Annotated in this window: 18 protein-coding genes and 1 pseudogene; 3 read left to right on the forward strand and 16 right to left on the reverse strand. The window is 44.2% G+C overall.

Going from position 1 to position 17373, the window contains the following annotated elements:
- From C3F22_RS11820 to mazG, 8 genes are all read right to left on the reverse strand, one after another.
- Positions 1 to 270 (reverse strand): HPr family phosphocarrier protein, encoded by a 270-nt coding sequence (locus tag C3F22_RS11820; RefSeq protein WP_034169914.1) that lies wholly within the window; start codon positions 268 to 270, stop codon positions 1 to 3.
- Positions 267 to 1118 (reverse strand): RNase adapter RapZ, encoded by an 852-nt coding sequence (gene rapZ, locus C3F22_RS11825; RefSeq protein ID WP_004782131.1) that lies wholly within the window; start codon positions 1116 to 1118, stop codon positions 267 to 269. Before rapZ ends, C3F22_RS11820 begins: the two co-directional genes overlap by 4 nt.
- An 18-nt stretch (positions 1119 to 1136) precedes the next feature.
- Positions 1137 to 1985, reverse strand: a complete 849-nt coding sequence (panC, locus tag C3F22_RS11830; RefSeq protein WP_004782130.1) for a pantoate--beta-alanine ligase — start codon at positions 1983 to 1985, stop codon at positions 1137 to 1139.
- Position 1986: 1 nt separating this feature from the next.
- The gene (panB, locus tag C3F22_RS11835) at positions 1987 to 2796 is read right to left on the reverse strand and encodes a 3-methyl-2-oxobutanoate hydroxymethyltransferase (protein ID WP_004782128.1); all 810 of its coding nucleotides are present in this window, start codon (positions 2794 to 2796) and stop codon (positions 1987 to 1989) included.
- A gap of 52 nt (positions 2797 to 2848) precedes the next feature.
- Entirely contained in the window at positions 2849 to 3334 is a 486-nt protein-coding gene (gene folK / locus C3F22_RS11840; RefSeq protein ID WP_004782126.1) for a 2-amino-4-hydroxy-6-hydroxymethyldihydropteridine diphosphokinase, read from the reverse strand.
- The gene (gene pcnB / locus C3F22_RS11845; RefSeq protein ID WP_004782125.1) at positions 3331 to 4806 is read right to left on the reverse strand and encodes a polynucleotide adenylyltransferase PcnB; all 1476 of its coding nucleotides are present in this window, start codon (positions 4804 to 4806) and stop codon (positions 3331 to 3333) included. The genes folK and pcnB overlap by 4 nt, the downstream gene beginning before the upstream one ends.
- A 136-nt stretch (positions 4807 to 4942) precedes the next feature.
- Positions 4943 to 5368 carry a ComEA family DNA-binding protein gene (locus C3F22_RS11850; protein ID WP_004782123.1) on the reverse strand — a complete coding sequence of 142 codons (426 nt, stop codon included), beginning with the start codon at positions 5366 to 5368 and terminating at the stop codon, positions 4943 to 4945.
- Complete coding sequence (gene mazG / locus C3F22_RS11855; protein ID WP_004782122.1) at positions 5328 to 6140, reverse strand: nucleoside triphosphate pyrophosphohydrolase; 813 nt, start codon at positions 6138 to 6140, stop codon at positions 5328 to 5330. Before mazG ends, C3F22_RS11850 begins: the two co-directional genes overlap by 41 nt.
- 89 nt (positions 6141 to 6229) lie before the next feature.
- On the opposite strand from mazG, the gene C3F22_RS11860 reads away from it, so the two are divergent.
- Positions 6230 to 7000: an SDR family oxidoreductase gene (locus C3F22_RS11860; protein ID WP_104426612.1), complete on the forward strand. Its 771-nt coding sequence runs from the start codon at positions 6230 to 6232 to the stop codon at positions 6998 to 7000.
- Between the two features lie 25 nt (positions 7001 to 7025).
- On the opposite strand, the gene C3F22_RS11865 is transcribed toward C3F22_RS11860, so the two are convergent.
- Both C3F22_RS11865 and C3F22_RS11870 read right to left on the reverse strand, forming a co-directional pair.
- Entirely contained in the window at positions 7026 to 7673 is a 648-nt protein-coding gene (locus tag C3F22_RS11865) for a 4'-phosphopantetheinyl transferase family protein (protein WP_228127234.1), read from the reverse strand.
- A 31-nt stretch (positions 7674 to 7704) separates the two neighbouring features.
- Entirely contained in the window at positions 7705 to 8766 is a 1062-nt protein-coding gene (locus C3F22_RS11870; RefSeq protein WP_034589888.1) for an RNA-guided endonuclease InsQ/TnpB family protein, read from the reverse strand.
- Between the two features lie 20 nt (positions 8767 to 8786).
- Here C3F22_RS11870 and tnpA point away from each other — a divergent pair, with 20 nt between their 5' ends.
- Positions 8787 to 9200: an IS200/IS605 family transposase gene (gene tnpA / locus C3F22_RS11875; RefSeq protein WP_004782114.1), complete on the forward strand. Its 414-nt coding sequence runs from the start codon at positions 8787 to 8789 to the stop codon at positions 9198 to 9200.
- A gap of 17 nt (positions 9201 to 9217) precedes the next feature.
- Here tnpA and C3F22_RS11880 read toward each other — a convergent pair.
- Positions 9218 to 10481 (reverse strand): annotated as a pseudogene (locus C3F22_RS11880) (transposase).
- A gap of 372 nt (positions 10482 to 10853) precedes the next feature.
- On the opposite strand from C3F22_RS11880, the gene C3F22_RS11885 reads away from it, so the two are divergent.
- Positions 10854 to 11423 carry a hypothetical protein gene (locus C3F22_RS11885; RefSeq protein ID WP_004782110.1) on the forward strand — a complete coding sequence of 190 codons (570 nt, stop codon included), beginning with the start codon at positions 10854 to 10856 and terminating at the stop codon, positions 11421 to 11423.
- Between the two features lie 56 nt (positions 11424 to 11479).
- Here the strand turns inward: C3F22_RS11885 and der are convergent, their stop codons facing one another.
- The 5 genes from der to ispG all read right to left on the reverse strand — a co-directional run bounded on the left by der (position 11480) and on the right by ispG (position 17363).
- Entirely contained in the window at positions 11480 to 12892 is a 1413-nt protein-coding gene (gene der, locus C3F22_RS11890; RefSeq protein ID WP_004782108.1) for a ribosome biogenesis GTPase Der, read from the reverse strand.
- Between the two features lie 176 nt (positions 12893 to 13068).
- Positions 13069 to 14217: an outer membrane protein assembly factor BamB gene (gene bamB / locus C3F22_RS11895; protein WP_005232124.1), complete on the reverse strand. Its 1149-nt coding sequence runs from the start codon at positions 14215 to 14217 to the stop codon at positions 13069 to 13071.
- A complete protein-coding gene (locus tag C3F22_RS11900) occupies positions 14214 to 14912 on the reverse strand; it encodes a YfgM family protein (RefSeq protein WP_005232125.1) in 699 nt (232 codons plus the stop codon). The genes bamB and C3F22_RS11900 overlap by 4 nt, the downstream gene beginning before the upstream one ends.
- A 30-nt stretch (positions 14913 to 14942) precedes the next feature.
- Positions 14943 to 16238, reverse strand: a complete 1296-nt coding sequence (hisS, locus tag C3F22_RS11905) for a histidine--tRNA ligase (protein WP_104426613.1) — start codon at positions 16236 to 16238, stop codon at positions 14943 to 14945.
- A gap of 3 nt (positions 16239 to 16241) precedes the next feature.
- A complete protein-coding gene (gene ispG, locus C3F22_RS11910; RefSeq protein ID WP_005232130.1) occupies positions 16242 to 17363 on the reverse strand; it encodes a flavodoxin-dependent (E)-4-hydroxy-3-methylbut-2-enyl-diphosphate synthase in 1122 nt (373 codons plus the stop codon).
- Positions 17364 to 17373 lie beyond the last annotated feature (10 nt).

Raw genomic sequence — 17373 nt, forward strand, 5'->3', positions numbered from 1 at the left:
TTAATCTGCCTCATAAAATTTTGCCGCAAACAGTGCCTGAATTTCAGATAAAGCCTTTTCCTCATCTGCACCTTCAATCACTAAGCGTAAAGTTGTTCCTTTGCCCGCACCAAGCATCAGCAAGGACATAATATTTTTGGCATCAACCAATTTGTCCGACTTGCCAATCTGGATACTGGAACGAAATTTGGTGGTAACTTCAATGAGTTTACCTGATGCACGCGCATGTAAACCTAGTTTATTAATTACGTCAACAGTCGTATCAATCATGACCAGTGCTTCATTTCTCGGTGGAGGACTTGAATAGACCATTTTGCCTCAAGCGCTTTTTTTAGTCTATCCACAATATAAACAGAACGATGTTGGCCGCCAGTACAACCAATTGAGATGGTCATATAATGACGATGACCCTCAGCAAAGGTCGGCAGCCATTTGTCTAAAAAGTGATAAATATCCTGAAACATGTCTTCGACCTGATCACTTTTCTCCAGGAATTCCTGTACCGGCTGATCAAGACCTGAATATTTGCGCAGTTCGAGTTCCCAATGCGGATTCGGCAAGTGACGGACGTCAAAAACATAATCAGCATCCAAAGGAATGCCATGCTTATACCCAAAAGATTGCAGAATCACAATCAGGTTATCAGTCTGTCCTAGCTTGTACAGCAAGGTATGTTTTAGATCATGAACGCTTTTATCAGTGGTATCGATATGCACTGTAGAACGGAGCTGGATTGGCATCAGCAGGACTTTTTCTTCCTGAATACACTGATGCAGGCTCTTGAAACGGGCAGCCAAAGGATGCGGACGGCGTGACGCACTAAAACGGGCAATCAGCTCCTGATCCTGCGTGGTCAGATAGATGACATCCACCGTACCATGCTGTTGCAGCTGTTCAAACACATGGTCGAATTCCTGCAAATCTGCACGGGTACTACGAACATCCACCCCAAGCGCCAACTGTTCCAGATTATTTTCACAGTCCAGCTTCGCTACAATTTCAGGAAGTAAGGCTAAAGGCAGATTATCAATACAGTAATAACCCAAGTCTTCAAGTACCTGCAATGCAGAAGATTTACCTGAGCCAGATTGTCCTGTCACAATTAAAATGCGCTTCATGCCTTACGATCCTTTTACTTATCCAGCTGCATATTTGATCTGCAGATTATCAATCAGACGAGTTTTCCCTAATTTCGCCGCGATCAGAATCACGACATCCTGATTAAATTCATCAATTTTCTGCAATTCCGGTGTACGGGCTTCTACATAGTCCATTACCAGACCTGCATCTGTCAAAGTCTGACGGATACCAGCCAGTGCTTCCTCCAAAGTTTTACCTGCATGTAACTGCTGCTCAGCAGTTTTCAGACTCTGGAAAATAACCGGTGCTGTCGCACGTTCCTGCTCGCTTAGATAGCCATTACGCGAACTGAGTGCCAGACCATCTTCAGAGCGGGCAATTGGCACACCAATCACTTCCAGCGGAATATTCAGGTCTTGAACAAACTGACGAATCACAGCCAATTGCTGATAATCTTTCTGACCAAAGAAAGCATAGTTAGGTTGAACAATATTAAATAACTTGGTCACCACGACCGCTACACCATCAAAATGACCTGGACGCTGCAAGCCACATAGATCATTGGTGATACCAGACACACTGATATTGGTCAGACGTGGCTTGTTACCATACATCTGCTCTACAGTCGGGGCAAAGACAATGTCACAACCTACATCTGCCAGTAACTGCTGATCCTGTTCTAAAGTACGTGGATAATTATCAAAATCTTCATTTGGTCCGAACTGGATCGGATTAACGAAAATACTCACAACAACGACATCACACAGTTTACGCGCCTCACGCACCAGATTCAGGTGACCCTGATGCAGGTTACCCATGGTCGGGACAAAACCAATAATTTTACGCGCAGAACGTGCAGGATTGAGCGAAGCAGATAATCCTTGGATGGTTGTTTCTGTTTTCATGTTACAACTCGACTTGGAATGTTTGTTCAGGTGCTGGGAATGAACCATCTAAAACAGCCGCATGATAGGCTTTAAATGCATCCAGAATTGCAGTCGCACCAGACTGTTCTTTCATAAAGTTACGTACAAATTTCGCGGTATGGCCAAAAGTCAGACCGAGCATGTCCTGAACGACCAGTACCTGACCATCAGTGGCTGCCCCTGCTCCAATGCCAATCACCGGAATATGCGGGAATAGTTCAGTAATTTCCTGACCCAATTGTGCAGGCACACATTCCAGCAACAGCACTGCTGCACCGGCTTCAACCACTGCCTTACAGTCAGCAATCAGTTGATCGGCCGCTTCACGAGTACGGGCCTGTAGCTTATAGCCGCCAAAGACATGCACCGACTGTGGAGTGAGACCCAAGTGAACACAGACTGGAATCCCGTTACGGGTTAGAACCTGAACGGTTTCTGCCAGCCATGCACCACCTTCCATCTTGACCATTTGTGCACCGGCCTGCATCACCGTTTTTGAACTTTGTAACGCATCATTTAGAGTGGCATAACTCATAAATGGCAGATCAGTCATAATCAGTGCATGCTGATTGCCACGGCGAACCGCTGCGGTATGGTAAGCCATATCTTCTACAGTCACAGGCAAGGTTGAATCACGACCTTGAATCGACATACCCAAAGAGTCGCCAATCAGAATACTGTCAACTTCAGCAATTTCCATGGCTTTGGCCATACTGGCATCATAGCAAGTCAGGCAAGAAAATTTGCGTCCTTCCGCTTTATATCGTCTTAAATCACTGAGACTGATCATGAAGATGTTCCTCTATTATTGAAGTTCTCTCGAACATGCCAATAATTAAAAATTAAATATTTGCCCAATTCGTGCAGTCAAAAACCGTTAAGGTTGATTGCTTGACGATGTCCAGGTCTTTTAATGTATTTCCATCCAGCTGCAAGTTGTCATCAATATCCAGTAATGGCACCAATACAAAATCACGTTCCAGCACGCCAACATGCGGTACGGTTAACCGTTCATTTTGAATCTGTTCATCACCATAAATAAGCAGATCCAGATCCAAGGTACGTTCACCCCAATGACGTAGACGTACACGCCCAGCTTCCTGTTCGAAGGCTTGCAACCGATTCAGCAGATCCAGCGGTGCCAGATCCGTAATTAACTGTACGACAGCATTAAAATAATTCGGCTGATCTTGTGGCCCCATAGGTGGACTTTGATATAGATGGGAGGTTTTGACCTGCCCCAGACTTGCCAACTTTTGCACGGCTTCAGCCAGAATCTGGCGCGAATCGCCCAGGTTACTTCCTAAACCGATATAGGTCACTGTCATTGTGTAGGCCCAAAAATAACCTGGCTTAAATCACGCTGCACCCGTTTACGCTTGGTAATTGGATGGTCTGCACCAATGTCACCGCTGGCACTGGCCGCCACATGAGAAACCGGTTTGCTACGCTCATTCTCAAATTTGGCTTTACGTGCACGACGGCTACGTGGTTCCGGTTCATTCACCAGAGGCTCAATCTCGGTTGCTACATCTTGTGCAGCCAGACGCTGTTCCAGATGTTCTTCCTGAGAAGCCTTACGACGGCTCTTGGCACGCTGACGGTTATATTGGGCAATGGCACGCTCTTTTTCATCGCTGCCCATTTGCTGATAGGCTTCCCACCAGCTTCCCATACCCTTTGCAGTTTCATCGCCTGATTTTTCACGCAGCAACAAAAAGTCAAAGCCGGCACGGAACCGTGCATGACCTGATAATGCTTCAATCTGTTGCGGTTTTGGATTGAGTAAGCGGGTTTGCATTTCCCAGACTTCACGAATGAAAGTTTCCGCAAAGCGTGGAATCACAGTACGGGTAGCCTGACGTTTCAGTACATCCAGTCCTGCTTGCGCACGTGCTTCCGCAGGCACTACCCCTTTAGACAGATAAAAATCACAGCGCTCCAGGAACGGTTGCCATAATAATACTGCATAGAAGAATGCCGGGTTGATGGTCTTACCAATCGAAATACGCTGATCGGTATTTTTCGCTGCCAGTTCAATAAACGCGGTAATGTCTGGTTTGATATCCGCAAACAACTGACGCCAGATGCCAAAATCAATCAGCATTGGCAACACACGATTCAAATGTCCCATAGTGAACAGCTTTTGCGATTCATCATAAAGACGATGCGGAGATACATCACGTAGAAGCTGGGTCATTTCCGGAGTAAAAATATCCAGAATGGCTTCATCAATACTGAAATTGAGTTTGGCTGCAAAACGTAAAGTTCGCAACATCCGAACCGGATCTTCCTCAAATCTTAGAGTTGGATCACCCAGTAAACGCAGGGTTTTATGTTTAATATCATCTACTGCATTACAAAAATCCAGCACGATACCTTTGCGTGGCTGGTAATACATGGCATTGATCGAAAAATCTCGACGAGCAAAATCCTGCTCAATGGTGCCCCAGTTATTATCGCGCAGAATCATCCCTGCTGCAGAGGTCACCGCTTTTTTAGGAGGTGCACGGAAAGTTGCCACTTCAACCAGTTCACGGCCCGAATAGACATGCGCCAGCTCGAAACGTCGTCCGATAATCCGACAACGCCGTCCGAACACTTCTTTAACCTGAGCTGGTGTAGCATTGGTCACTGCATCGAAATCTTTGGGATTTAAACCCAGCATCAGATCCCGGACACCACCACCTACGATATAAGCTTCATAGCCTGCCTTGGTTAAGGCATCAATCACATCGAGAATATAAGAAGGTAATTGAGCGGTTGATAAACCACATTTTGACGCGCGCAAAGTTTGCAAAAGACGCTGTCTCCTACGTCTGAACGTAAAATTCTAAGATGACGCTAATCATATCGCTTACACCGCTAAAGGGCAATTTGATTATGTCATTCTCATGGTTCAGATGGATGGCTTATTTACAATAAATTCAGCAGGGTTACAAAGCCAGTTTATCCTTGTTTTTAGCAAATAAGGCCGGTCCGATCCCTTTGACCTGTTGAATATCTTCAATTGTTTTAAATTTACCGTTTTTCTGCCGGTATTCAATGATCGCTTCCGCTTTCTTCTGCCCGATGCCATTTAACTGCTGTAACTGTTCAATACTGGCCTGGTCCAGACTGATTTTATCAGCAGCTGAAGAGGCGGATAATGCAGGTTTAGCCAGATAATGGTTGTTTTCAGAAGGTGATGTAGCAGCAACTTTCTTCTTCAGGCGTGCATCATGTTGCTGCTGACGTACTTTCCATTCTGCATAATCGGTTGCAGTTGCGTGTACTGTTCCAATTGAAGTATAGGTCAGCCAAATGCCTAGCAGGACAGTATTAATCCATGCTGGACCTATGCGATGTTGTACTTTGTTCATGAGCGGCTCTTTGTTTTAATTCTAATTTGGCCTGTTCCCAGAGCTGATCCAATTCAGTCACTGACAGGCTTTCCAGATTGAGTTGCTGTTGTTCTGCCCGATCTTCCATCAGGGCAAAGCGGGTCCGGAATTTATGGATCATGCCCAATAATGCCATCTCGCTTGAGACACCAAGTTTACGACCAACGTTCACCAGTGAAAATAAGCAGTCGCCAAATTCTTCGAGTATTTCATCGGAATTTTGTCCAGCAACGGCTTCTCTTAGCTCAGCCAGTTCTTCTTCCAGCTTGCCATAGGCACCCGCGACATCTGGAAAATCAAAACCGATTTTGGCGACATTTTTCTGAATCTCATCCGCCTGTTGCAGTGCGGGTGCATGCTTAACCTCATCCAAACGTGAACGTGGTTTACCCTGTTTTTCTTTCTGCTTGATTTCTTTCCAGAGCACCGAGACATCTTCAGGACTCAGCTGTGCAAACTGTTCAGCCTTAAATACATGCGGATGACGACGAATCAGCTTATCCGTAATCGCCTGAACTACATCCTGAAAATCAAAAGCGCCCTGCTCGCTATACATTTGCGACTGAAACACGACCTGTAACAGCAAATCACCCAACTCATCCCGCACTTCATTGGTTTGGCCAGAGCGCACCGCTGCTTCAACCTCATAGGCTTCCTCAATCGCATATTTGGTCAGAGATTCGGGAGTCTGCTGCTGATCCCATGGACATTTTTCACGTAACTCACGCATGACTTGGAGTAATTGTTCCACTGTAAAACCTCTTCTTTACCAAATAGCCGCATTATTTTGCCTGTTTCTTGCTATGCTCAAGAAAAAAAGACAATAAAGAGATCAAGCACATGCACAGTATATTGATTAGTGGTGCAGCACAAGGAATTGGGGCCGCGACAGCCAAGCTATTTTACCAACAAGGTTATAAAGTCGGAATTTATGATATTAATCTTGAGCAGGCAGAACAATTGGCCCAGCAACTCGGTGAGCATGCCAAAGCCGGCTTTCTGGATGTAACCGATTATGCTTCATGGGAAGCCGCTCTATCTGAATTCGCATCTTGGGCCGGTGAAATCAATATTCTGGTAAATAATGCCGGAATTTTATATTCCGGTCCTTTTGAAGAAACCAATATTACCAATCACCATCGCACCCTTGACGTGAATATCAAAGGTGTCCTGAATGGCTGTCATGCTGCTTTACCCTATTTACAGCAGGCTTCCTTTGCCCGGGTCATTAACCTGTCTTCAGCATCGGCGATTTACGGCCAAGCGGATCTAGCTTCCTATGCAACCAGCAAATTTGCGGTTCGTGGTTTGACTGAAGGACTAGATATCGAATGGCAAAAATATGGCATTCGGGTATTCGATGTGATGCCGCTTTTTGTTAGCACCGCAATGGTGAAAGATATGCAGGCTGAAAGTATCAAAAAAATGGGCGTACATTTGAAAGCTGAGGATGTTGCACAAGATATTTTCAAATTGGCACAGCTAAAAGATTCAATCTGGCAAGTGACGCATCATCCGGTCGGATTCAAGAGCAAGTTTTTATTCCACTTATCTCGAATGAGCACACAGTTCGTTAACCGGCTGAGTAATTTAATGATTGCCAAACAATAAGAAATATTTTGGGCTTACTCTACTTTCAAACAGCTTGATGAATCTGGATCGCTGGAAATCTTAAACCTTTACAGGAATGCTCACTTTGCCAGGCCACAGTGAGCATGCAACCCGCTAAGATATAATTTTGATAGGCATAAATTCCAATTTCTGGATGTTCACAACGTCCCCCATCCTGATGTGGATGAATCTGGGTATTCAGCTCATTCAGATTCATCCGGATTCCAAGTCCTGACGCTTTTAGGACTGCCTCTTTGGTGGTCCAGACTTTAAACCAGTATTCAGGATCATAATCTAATGCCTGCCACTGCTTCAGCTCTTCAGGATGAAAAGCATGCTGAGTCATAGATTCAAATCTTACTTTTCGATTCAGCTCTTCAATATCAATTCCCAAATTCTGAATATGTTTGCTTGTTGCTAATGCATAAAAATTCTGGCTATGCGTATGATTAAAGCCAAAGTCTGGATGGGCTGGAAGATAGGGTTTGCCGTATTCGGTGGCAGCAAAATTTGAAGACTGGACCGGTTGATTGAGTTGATCTGAAAGTAACTGATTACGATAGCTATAAATTAATTGTTTACGCTGCTGAATATAAGTTTTCCGATCTAAGTCTTGTAAATGCCTAAGTCGTGGTGCCAGCGCGATCCAATCAATATGAATAATAGACTTCAAAAATAGTCGCCCTTTTGACATCCTCACCCACCTAAAGGAGGGTGATTCCTACTGCTAGACGCTCATGCCCGAGCGCAAGAATATTTAGAGCTGAGTTTCTATCTCTATCGTGAGCTGTACCGCAACTCACGCACTCCCATTCTCTTATTCCAAGACCCGTCCTACCTTTCGGACTACTTGAGGTGATCTCACCACAGCACGAACAGATTTGGGTGGTATAGGCTTCATTGACTTCCTCAAACAATACCCCTGCGTTCTCGCATTTATACTTGAGCAATGTTTTTAGTGCCGAAAACCCTGTATCTAAAACAGACTTTGCCATTTTAGTTTTGATTAGTTTCCTGGCACTTAAGTCACCCACAACAATTAGTGCATTGTTTTTTACAAGCATGGTGCTTGCTTTGTGCAAATGATCTTTACGACAATTTGCAATCTTAGCGTGTAATGCACGAACACGCTTTTTATTCCTTGATCGTTGAGCAATCCCTAATTTCTGCTCATACTTCCGATAGAATTTAGGGTTTGTGATCACTGTGCCATCAGAGCAGGTAGCAATATCTTTTAAACCTAAATCAATGCCTATGGCTTTGGTTGCTATTGGTTTTTCTTGTTTAGGTGATTCAACCACGAGGCACACATACCAGCGCCCACGACTATCTTCAACAAATGAGCCAGTTTTAACCTTGTATTTGCCTATACCATAACTGTCCCATAAGTTGAATTTAGTTTTCCTGTACTCAACCCAGCCATCGGCATACTTGAATCCTGATTTTTTAAATGGTATCCAACCCAAAGATCGTCTTGCTGATTTTTTGTTGCTTACACGCCATTTCAGCTTTGCTTTTTTAAATTGCTTTCTTCGGGTAATAAGTTCTTCTGTAATGGCTTGAACAGTTTGACTATGCAGGTTGCATTCTTTAGAAGTACCTTTGGTGTATTCTGCAATATCATATGCCGATAGAAATTCACCCTTACGCTTGAGATGTTTAAATCCTAAATCATTCACATAATTCCAAACAAAATTCACCTCAAATGCTAATTGGTCTAGCACCTTGCAATGTTTGTCTCTTATACGTAATTTAAGTGTTTTCATCATTAGAATATATTTAGTCTATGAACAATAGTCAAGAAATTAGAACAGGTCGTCACTGTGTTTTTAATATGCACGTTCACTTGGTATTTGTGGCGAAATATCGTAGAGATGTTTTCACCAATGCCATGCTTGAAACGATGCGTGAAGTATTTGAACGTGTCTGCTTAGACTTTGAAGCTGAATTGATAGAATTTGACGGTGAACATGATCATGTACATTTGCTCGTCAATTATCCACCTAAAGTCGCTATTTCTAGTTTAGTGAATAGCTTAAAAGGTGCGTCTAGTCGCATTCTACGCACTAAGCATCCTGAAATTAAGAGCAAATTATGGGGCAATGCCCTGTGGTCTCCAAGTTACTTCGCTGCGTCATGCGGAGGTGCGCCAATCGGAATTATTAAACACTATATTCAGCAACAGCAAACACCGCATTAATGGCTTACACCAGTCGCTTATATCCTCGGGCTGAACCCATAGGTATCTACACATCTTGAGGTACCTAATGCAATTGTTGCGATTTCATTCAGTTCATCTATTGAATATTCTGAGAGCAGTTGAAGAGTGTTCAGTAAAATCGAAAGTCCTGCCAATATTGCAGGTGCACTTTCCAACTTACCTCTCTTCTGCTGTCGGCCTGAAAGACGGGTCAGAAATATACGAATTTTTTGATTTTGTTCATCTTCAGAACGCTGTATTCGCCAAGTCAGCACACACGCCATTGCTGATCAGGAGCCGTCTTAAAATCGCTGTAGGTGTGGTTTGAAGCCATGATTCAACGTCATGGCCTGCCTGCTTGATAAGCTTGAAATAGCACTCAATTGTCCAGCGCCAGTAATACCAGGTGGTTAATTCAACCGCATCAATTTCTGAAGAAACATTGCTGATCAGTGACCATCTCGCGACTGCTTTACCTTGAGCATCTTTCACCACAGCAACAATTAATCTGGCTGTAACCGCCTTGCCTGGCTGGGGAGCAACCCGTTGGCCTGAATCATCTTTTCTCTTCGGCTTTGCTGCACGCGTTATCCGAATATCGGTTTCTCCAACATGCAGCATATGCCGGTTTCCTTTATAAGCAATCGGCTTAACCTGCTGAGTTACTACTTTTTCTGCGGCTTCTGCAACTTTGTAGATTTCCCTTTGATGCTCAATCCGATGGCTTTCTTTGGCCCGGATCAACCATTTAAAACCATGGCTGCTGATTTCCCTCAAGTGGGCAATTGAGTCTCCTTCACGGTCAATGATATGGACTTTTGTTTTCTCAATCGGATACTGTTCAATCGTTTTAATTTGTTCTGCGAGTGAGTCCAAATGGGACTTGCGCTCGCTGTATTGTTCACTGAATGTAGAGTAACAGCCGGATGCATCTGTTAGCGTCTGAGCTAATGGCGCAATCGGGAGCCCTGATGACGCATCGACAAGTAAACTGCTTTGCAATTCATAGCCTGAATTCGCCTGTGTTCTTTGAAGACGCTGAACCTTATGATTGTGCTTTACATACTGCAGCTGAGACCAGTCATGAACGATTAATGCATACTGATGCGATGATGTCTTGATCTGTTCGCATGCAAGAAGCTTAATCGGCTGGTTTAATTGACTAAAAGAGATTTTATCATTATTCAGGAATCGCCAAACTGCCTGTGTAGTTGAGAAACTCGACTTTTGGGTAGAGGCTAGGTCTTTTATTGCGGGAGCAAGTGAAGCAAGAGGATTCATATTGAGTTTTACAAGGCCGTTATAGCGTTTGACAAGACGCTGATCCAGACCAGAGATGTTAAATTGAAGAGCATGCTCTTCAATTTAACGCAAAGCTCGGAAATTGTGTAGATACCTATGGGCTGAACCCCGAGGTTTTACGCTCCAACGGATAAAAAATGTTACTTTTAGAGCCTTCAGTATAAATCAACCTGATTGCCTCTCTGACAAACTATAGGTAATATCTTAAAATATATTTTAATAAAACTTAAATAAAACAATCAAATATACTATCAGCCATAATAAATAATTGAGCTTTCAAGCTATTTTTAATCGAATAAAAAATAGTTACAATCCAACTACAATTTTATACATAGAAAAATAGAGGGTCATATGTTTAAGCGAATCATATTCAGTACGACAATTGCTGCACTATCATTTTCAACGCAAGCTGGCTCCTGGCTAGAAGCTGCTACTGCAGTGATGGGAGCTAGAAACGGCGCAATCATGGATCAGGCTGAAGCAAATATGGAGCGTAGCCGCACACAGGCGAATGCTGCTGTTGCACGTGCAGATCGTGCTTATGCTTCTAATTATAATAATGCTTCAAATCAAAATAACGGTGTCTACTCAACAACATACTTAAAAGGTTTAGATTGTACAGATTTGGCAGTAGAAGCACGCAGTTTTGAACGCACCTTAGAAGCAAGTCAAAATGCACTCAACCAAGCGAATGCTCAAGCCAATAATCCTGTTTCTAAATTGGCAGGTATTGCAAGTGGTGCACTATCTGCTTTTGCAGGTCAATCACAAACAGTTGCGCGCGCAACTGAAATTACCAATGCTTTTACTGGCAATAATAATCAAAATAATATTGCCGCGTCTCAAGCCGATGCTGACGTAGCTTTAGCTAATCTTGAAAATATCCGTATTTATCAAAAAGCAAAAAAATGCTCAATCTAAAAAATGAATAAATAACAAAGCCTGCTTTCGCAGGCTTTGTTATTTAAATATGGCAATTAACCACGTTTAAATTTTTTCTCGGCTTTCTTGAATTTCTGTACATAACGACGGCGACGCGCAGCAGTACGTTCATCCAGCTGTGACTTGCGACCTTCAAATGGGTTTTCTGAGGTTTTAAATTCAATTTTTACTGGTGTACCTTCAAGTTTGTACACTTTACGGAATACGTTTTCCAAGTAACGGCGATAGTCCGCAGGGGTCTTATCTACCTTATTACCATGAACCACGATAGTCGGTGGATTCTGTCCGCCCATATGCGCATAACGCATCTTGATGCGACGACCTTGTACAGTAGGCGGTTGGTGCGCTTCAGTGGCATCATTCAGGATCTGGGTCAACTTTGCTGGTGATACTTTCAGATGTGAAGAATCATAAGCACGGTGAATCGATGGATACATCTCACCGACACCTGTACCGTGTAGCGCAGAAATCAAATGGATTTTCGCCCAAGGAATAAAGTCAAAACGACGCTCCACATCGAGCTTACATTGTTTACGATCATATTCGGACATGTTGTCCCATTTATTGATCGCAATCACCATGGCACGGCCAGCTTCCAATGCATAACCGATCAGGTGCAAATCCTGCTCTACAATACCTTCACGGGCATCCACCACGATCACCACTACGTGCGCATCTTTCATCGCCTGCAAGGTTTTCACGATTGAGAATTTCTCAATCATTTCATCAACCTTACCTTTACGGCGTACCCCAGCGGTATCAATCAGGGTGTATTGACGACCATCACGCTCAAAAGGAATATAGATTGAGTCACGCGTCGTTCCTGGCTGGTCAAACGCTACAACACGCTCTTCACCCAATAGACGGTTTACCAGTGTCGATTTACCTACGTTTGGACGACCAATAATTGCAAGACGTAGACCAGTATTCTTGTCATGTTCTTCCGGACTTTCATCTTCAGGCACATCTTCAAGTACTTCTTCCAGCATTTGCTGTACGCCACGGCCGTGGCTAGCAGCAACCTGCATAGGCTCACCCATACCGAGTTTATAAAACTCAACCAGAGCAGCTTCAGCATGTACACCATCAACTTTGTTAGCTACAAGGAAAACTTTCTTGCCCAAAGTACGCAGTTCACGAGCGATCTGTTCATCAGATGCCAGCAGTCCGGCACGCGCATCGACCACAAAAATGATCATGTCAGCTTCATGGATTGCAGTTTTAGACTGCTCAGCCATGTAGGAGTCAATACCGCCTTCATTTTCACCGATACCACCAGTATCCACGACAATGAAAGATTTGTTTTGATAGATCGCATCACCATATTTACGGTCGCGTGTCAGACCTGCAAAGTCTGCCACCAATGCGTCACGGCTCTTGGTTATCTGGTTAAACAGAGTTGATTTTCCGACGTTCGGACGACCAATGAGCGCAATTACGGGTTTCATAGATTAACCTTTATTCAATATCAGGCTGTCTAAAAATGGCCTGAACATCAGAAAGTTTTGGAAGAAAAAGGGAATAGGATTAAAGCCTAAAATAAATAAAAACACGGGGCATTGAACATTCAATCACCCCGCGTAAAAAATACGGTTGGCTTATTTTAGCATAAGCCAAACAAAAATTAACGATTCTGCCAGATGCTTAATGCACCCTTGCGTGTAGAAACATAGAGCTGGTTGTCAATTACGCGTAAATGACGCACTTCACCAGAAGTTTTAGCACGGCCAATAATCTGCCCTGTTGACGGATCCAGCAGGTGCAATACTCCGTCCAGATCACCTACGACAAGTTCAGTTCCCAGCATTACCGGATTGCTCAGCTGACGATTCAACAACTGATCATTTTCCCATAAAGGCTGACCAGTGGTAATTTCATAAGCGCTGATTTTACCATCGGTTTGGGCAACAAACACGCCATTACCAACCACTTCCGGTCGCTGGATACTGCTAGCATCTTCACTCCAGATTACCTGTTGTGAAGCCAGATCAAATACAGTCACCTGACCTTGATAGCTGGTGGTCACAATAAACTGACCTGCTACGACAGGATCACCATCAATATCGATCAAACGCTGAATGTCTGAACGACCATCAGAAATCGCAACACGGCGCTGCAATTTAGGCACACCACTTAGGGCATCGATTGCATAAATATAAGCATTTGAAGTCGCAATCAATACATTACGTGCATCTAAAGGCACCGGAGCCGCCATGCCACGCAGGCTAAACTGGACATTCGGTAAATCGTAGGTCCATACCTGAGCGCCTGAAGCCACTTCGTGGGCATATACAGTACCATCATTAGTAACAGTAATTACGCGACCTGCATGAACCAGTGAAGGCGCCAAAATGGCACCAGTCAATTGTGCAGTCCAGCGTTGTTCGCCAGTCTGCTGATCTAGTGCGATCAGTTGGCCTTTATTACTGCCAACCACCACGATCCCATCAGCGGCTTCAACGCCAGAGCTTAAAGTATCTTTGCTGACTTTTTTCTGCCACAGGCGCTGCTTGCCATTAAAAGCAGTGACTTCACCCTTAGGGTCGATCGCAAATACGACTCCGTTATCCGCATCCAGACGTAAACGTAGCGGATCAGCCTTCTCTGTTGAAGAAACACTGGTCGAAAATACAGGAACAAGTGTTTTAGTCTGACTGATTTTTGGAAGTGGATTCGGTTTTACTTCTGGTACTTTATTGGTCTTACCCGCACAGCCAGCGAGTGCAAGAGTTAAAACAGTTAAAGCACAGGTGATTTTATATGTTCTGTTCATTCAGCTTCTTCCACTTGTGTTTCTATAATTGGGCGTTCGATTTCCGGGTCATCGACCAACACGCCTACGCTTTCGAGCTTAATTTGTAAAATTTGACGTTCTTCTTTACGTTCAATCAAAGCATCCCATGCACTTTGATATACTTTTTTGGCATTTTCAATATCATTTTTGGCAACATAGATATCGCCACGTGCTTCATCAGCGGTTGCTTTAAATGCCGGTTCAGTGACTGCATCTAAAGTTTTCAGGGCTGCATCATATTTTTTCTGTGCTAATTGTGCATAAGCCAGACGCAATTTAACGACCTGAACCAAGCCTTTATCATCAACTTTAGAGTTTTCAACTTTTTGTAGTGCTTTCTCAGCAGCAGCATAATCCTGCTTGTCATAAGCCAGTTTCGCCATGACCAACTGGGTTTGAATCGCTTGGGCCGAATCCGGTGCTTCTTTAACAATTTTGTCTGCAGTTTCAGACAGCTTGGCAAAAGCATCACCGTCAGCGGCCTGCGCTTCATCCATCAGTTGCTGAACCTTGGCAGTCTGCATTTGCGATTCCGCCAGGTTTTTCTTCTGCCAATATTCCCATCCGAAAAAGGCAATCAGCGCAACCAGAATCCCGATAATGATCGAAGAACCATATTTCTTCGTGAAGGATTTTAAACTTTCAAGTTGTTCATCATCAGTCATTGCACTCATGCGATTACCTTTTTCCTAATGTTTTATCGATTATTTTGAAGAAATTTTAGTACTGAAAAATGCGACAAAGTCAGCAAATGGCACAGTAGATTGCTCTGCAGTCGCCAGCTCTTTCACCGTAAAGCTTTGTGCTTCAAGTTCACGCTCACCGATAATGGCCGCATATAAAGCACCGGCCTGATCGGCTTTTTTCATTTGCGACTTCATTGAACCTTGTGAGCCGACTTTCAGACGAATATTACTGCCTGCAGCTTCCAATTGATCACGAATCTGTTCGGCCAATACCAACGCTTTACCCTGAGAAGCAGGATCGGCAACCAGGAATACTTCGCAATCACGTACTGGCGTATTGTCTCCCACCTGTTCCAGCAGAAGCAATAATCGCTCCATCCCCATTGCGAAACCAACTGCAGGCACAGATTGATCCGCTTTGCCTTTCAATTGACCGACCAAGCCATCATAACGACCACCGGCACACACAGTACCTTGTGAACCTAAATGAGTCGTAGTCCATTCAAATACGGTTTTGTTGTAGTAGTCCAGACCACGTACCAGTTTCTGATTGATGACGAAGCTAATACCGGCATCTGACAAATACTGTTGCAACTGGTTAAAGTGTGCCAGTGTTTCTTCACCCATAAAGTCATGAAGTTTTGGCGCATTTTCTAGGATACTTTGAGTTTTGGCATCTTTCGAATCCAAAATACGCAGTGGATTAGTCGTCAGACGGCGCTGAGAATCTTCATCCAGATCCGCTTTATGCGCTTGCAGGAACTCTACCAGTGCCGCACGATACGCCGCACGTTCATCAGACTCGCCCAGTGTATTCAGTTCAAGTTGAACTTTGTCAGCAACGCCCATACGTTTCCAAAGGCGCGCAGTCATCAGAATCAGCTCTGCATCTTGATCAGGTGTTGCCACACCAAAGGTTTCCACACCAAACTGGTGGAACTGACGATAACGGCCTTTTTGCGGTTTTTCATAACGGAACATCGGTCCGATATACCACACTTTCGGTGTTGCACCACGAAGCAGGTTATGTTCCAGCATCGCACGTACACAGCCCGCCGTTCCTTCAGGACGTAAAGTCAGAGACTCAGGCGGATTACCTTTGTCCAGGAAGGTGTACATTTCTTTTTCAACGATATCTGTGGCATCACCGATCGAACGTTTAAACAGATTGGTCTGTTCAACCATCGGCAAACGGATCTGTTGATAGCCATAGGCATCCATCAGACCTGACAGATGCTGTTCAAGACGTCTCCAAGCTGGGGTTTGCGTTGGGAGAATGTCATTAAAACCTTTGATTGCGACGATTGAACTCATGATCTACTCAGAAAAACTTGTGCGAATAATTTCTTTTGATTTGGCTTCTTCAAGCTCGGAAACACGTTGACGAACCATTGATTCGATTTCATCAACCAGTTGATTGGTATCGATTAAATGGCTCTTTTCACCATTACGATACACCAGTGAGCGCGGACTTGCACCTACTACACCAATATCGGCTTCTTTGGCCTCGCCCGGACCATTCACTTTACAGCCAATCACAGACACATCCATCGGCACGCGAACATCTTCCAGACGCTCTTCCAGGGTCTGCATCACTTTAATCACGTTAAATTCCTGACGTGAACAGCTTGGGCAGGCAATGAAATTAATTCCGTTAGAACGAAGACCCAGCGATTTCAGGATATCAAAACCGATCTTGATTTCTTCTTCAGGCTCAGCTGCCAGAGAAATACGCATGGTATCGCCAATGCCTTCCATCAGCAGACCACCCAAAGCAATCGCTGATTTTACTGAACCGGTACGATATACGCCTGCTTCAGTCACACCGAGATGCAATGGATTATCAATCTGTTTAGACAGCAGACGATAAGCATCCATAGTCAAAAACACATTTGAAGCTTTAACCGATACTTTAAATTCATGGAAATTCAGACGATCTAGAATGTCGATATGACGCATCGCGGATTCCAGCAATGCTTCACCTGTTGGCTCGCCATATTTTTTCTGGATATCTTTTTCCAGTGAACCGGCATTCACGCCAATCCGCATAGAAATGTCGTTATGACGTGCTGCTGCCACGACTTCACGAATCTTGGCTTCCGAACCGATATTCCCCGGGTTAATACGCAGACAGTCTGCACCCAGATCAGCAACAGCCAGCGCAATTTTATAGTCGAAGTGAATATCTGCGACCAGTGGTACGTCAACTTGCTTACGAATTTCACCAAATGCGGCCGCTGCTTCCATACTTGGAACAGAGACACGCATGATGTCTGCGCCTGCATCCACACAACGCTGAATTTGAGCAACAGTTGCTGCGACATTGCAGGTTTCAGTATTGGTCATTGACTGAACAGTGATCGGTGCATCACCACCGACATAGACAGAACCGACACGGATTTTACGTGTTGGACGGCGCTGAATTGGATTTACGATCATGATTTCGCCC

This window comes from Acinetobacter sp. ACNIH1, from assembly GCF_002934695.1.
GTDB classification, from domain to species: Bacteria; Pseudomonadota; Gammaproteobacteria; order Pseudomonadales; family Moraxellaceae; genus Acinetobacter; species Acinetobacter variabilis.

Excerpts from the sequence above, each read along its gene's own strand:
- C3F22_RS11820 (WP_034169914.1), bottom strand. The coding sequence starts at position 270 with ATGATTGATACGACTGTTGACGTAATTAATAAACTAGGTTTACATGCG.
- rapZ (WP_004782131.1), bottom strand. The coding sequence starts at position 1,118 with ATGAAGCGCATTTTAATTGTGACAGGACAATCTGGCTCAGGTAAATCT.
- panC (WP_004782130.1), bottom strand. The coding sequence starts at position 1,985 with ATGAAAACAGAAACAACCATCCAAGGATTATCTGCTTCGCTCAATCCT.
- panB (WP_004782128.1), bottom strand. The coding sequence starts at position 2,796 with ATGATCAGTCTCAGTGATTTAAGACGATATAAAGCGGAAGGACGCAAA.
- folK (WP_004782126.1), bottom strand. The coding sequence starts at position 3,334 with ATGACAGTGACCTATATCGGTTTAGGAAGTAACCTGGGCGATTCGCGC.
- C3F22_RS11850 (WP_004782123.1), bottom strand. The coding sequence starts at position 5,368 with ATGAACAAAGTACAACATCGCATAGGTCCAGCATGGATTAATACTGTC.
- C3F22_RS11860 (WP_104426612.1), top strand. The coding sequence starts at position 6,230 with ATGCACAGTATATTGATTAGTGGTGCAGCACAAGGAATTGGGGCCGCG.
- C3F22_RS11870 (WP_034589888.1), bottom strand. The coding sequence starts at position 8,766 with ATGAAAACACTTAAATTACGTATAAGAGACAAACATTGCAAGGTGCTA.
- tnpA (WP_004782114.1), top strand. The coding sequence starts at position 8,787 with ATGAACAATAGTCAAGAAATTAGAACAGGTCGTCACTGTGTTTTTAAT.
- C3F22_RS11885 (WP_004782110.1), top strand. The coding sequence starts at position 10,854 with ATGTTTAAGCGAATCATATTCAGTACGACAATTGCTGCACTATCATTT.
- der (WP_004782108.1), bottom strand. The coding sequence starts at position 12,892 with ATGAAACCCGTAATTGCGCTCATTGGTCGTCCGAACGTCGGAAAATCA.
- bamB (WP_005232124.1), bottom strand. The coding sequence starts at position 14,217 with ATGAACAGAACATATAAAATCACCTGTGCTTTAACTGTTTTAACTCTT.
- C3F22_RS11900 (WP_005232125.1), bottom strand. The coding sequence starts at position 14,912 with ATGAGTGCAATGACTGATGATGAACAACTTGAAAGTTTAAAATCCTTC.
- hisS (WP_104426613.1), bottom strand. The coding sequence starts at position 16,238 with ATGAGTTCAATCGTCGCAATCAAAGGTTTTAATGACATTCTCCCAACG.
- ispG (WP_005232130.1), bottom strand. The coding sequence starts at position 17,363 with ATGATCGTAAATCCAATTCAGCGCCGTCCAACACGTAAAATCCGTGTC.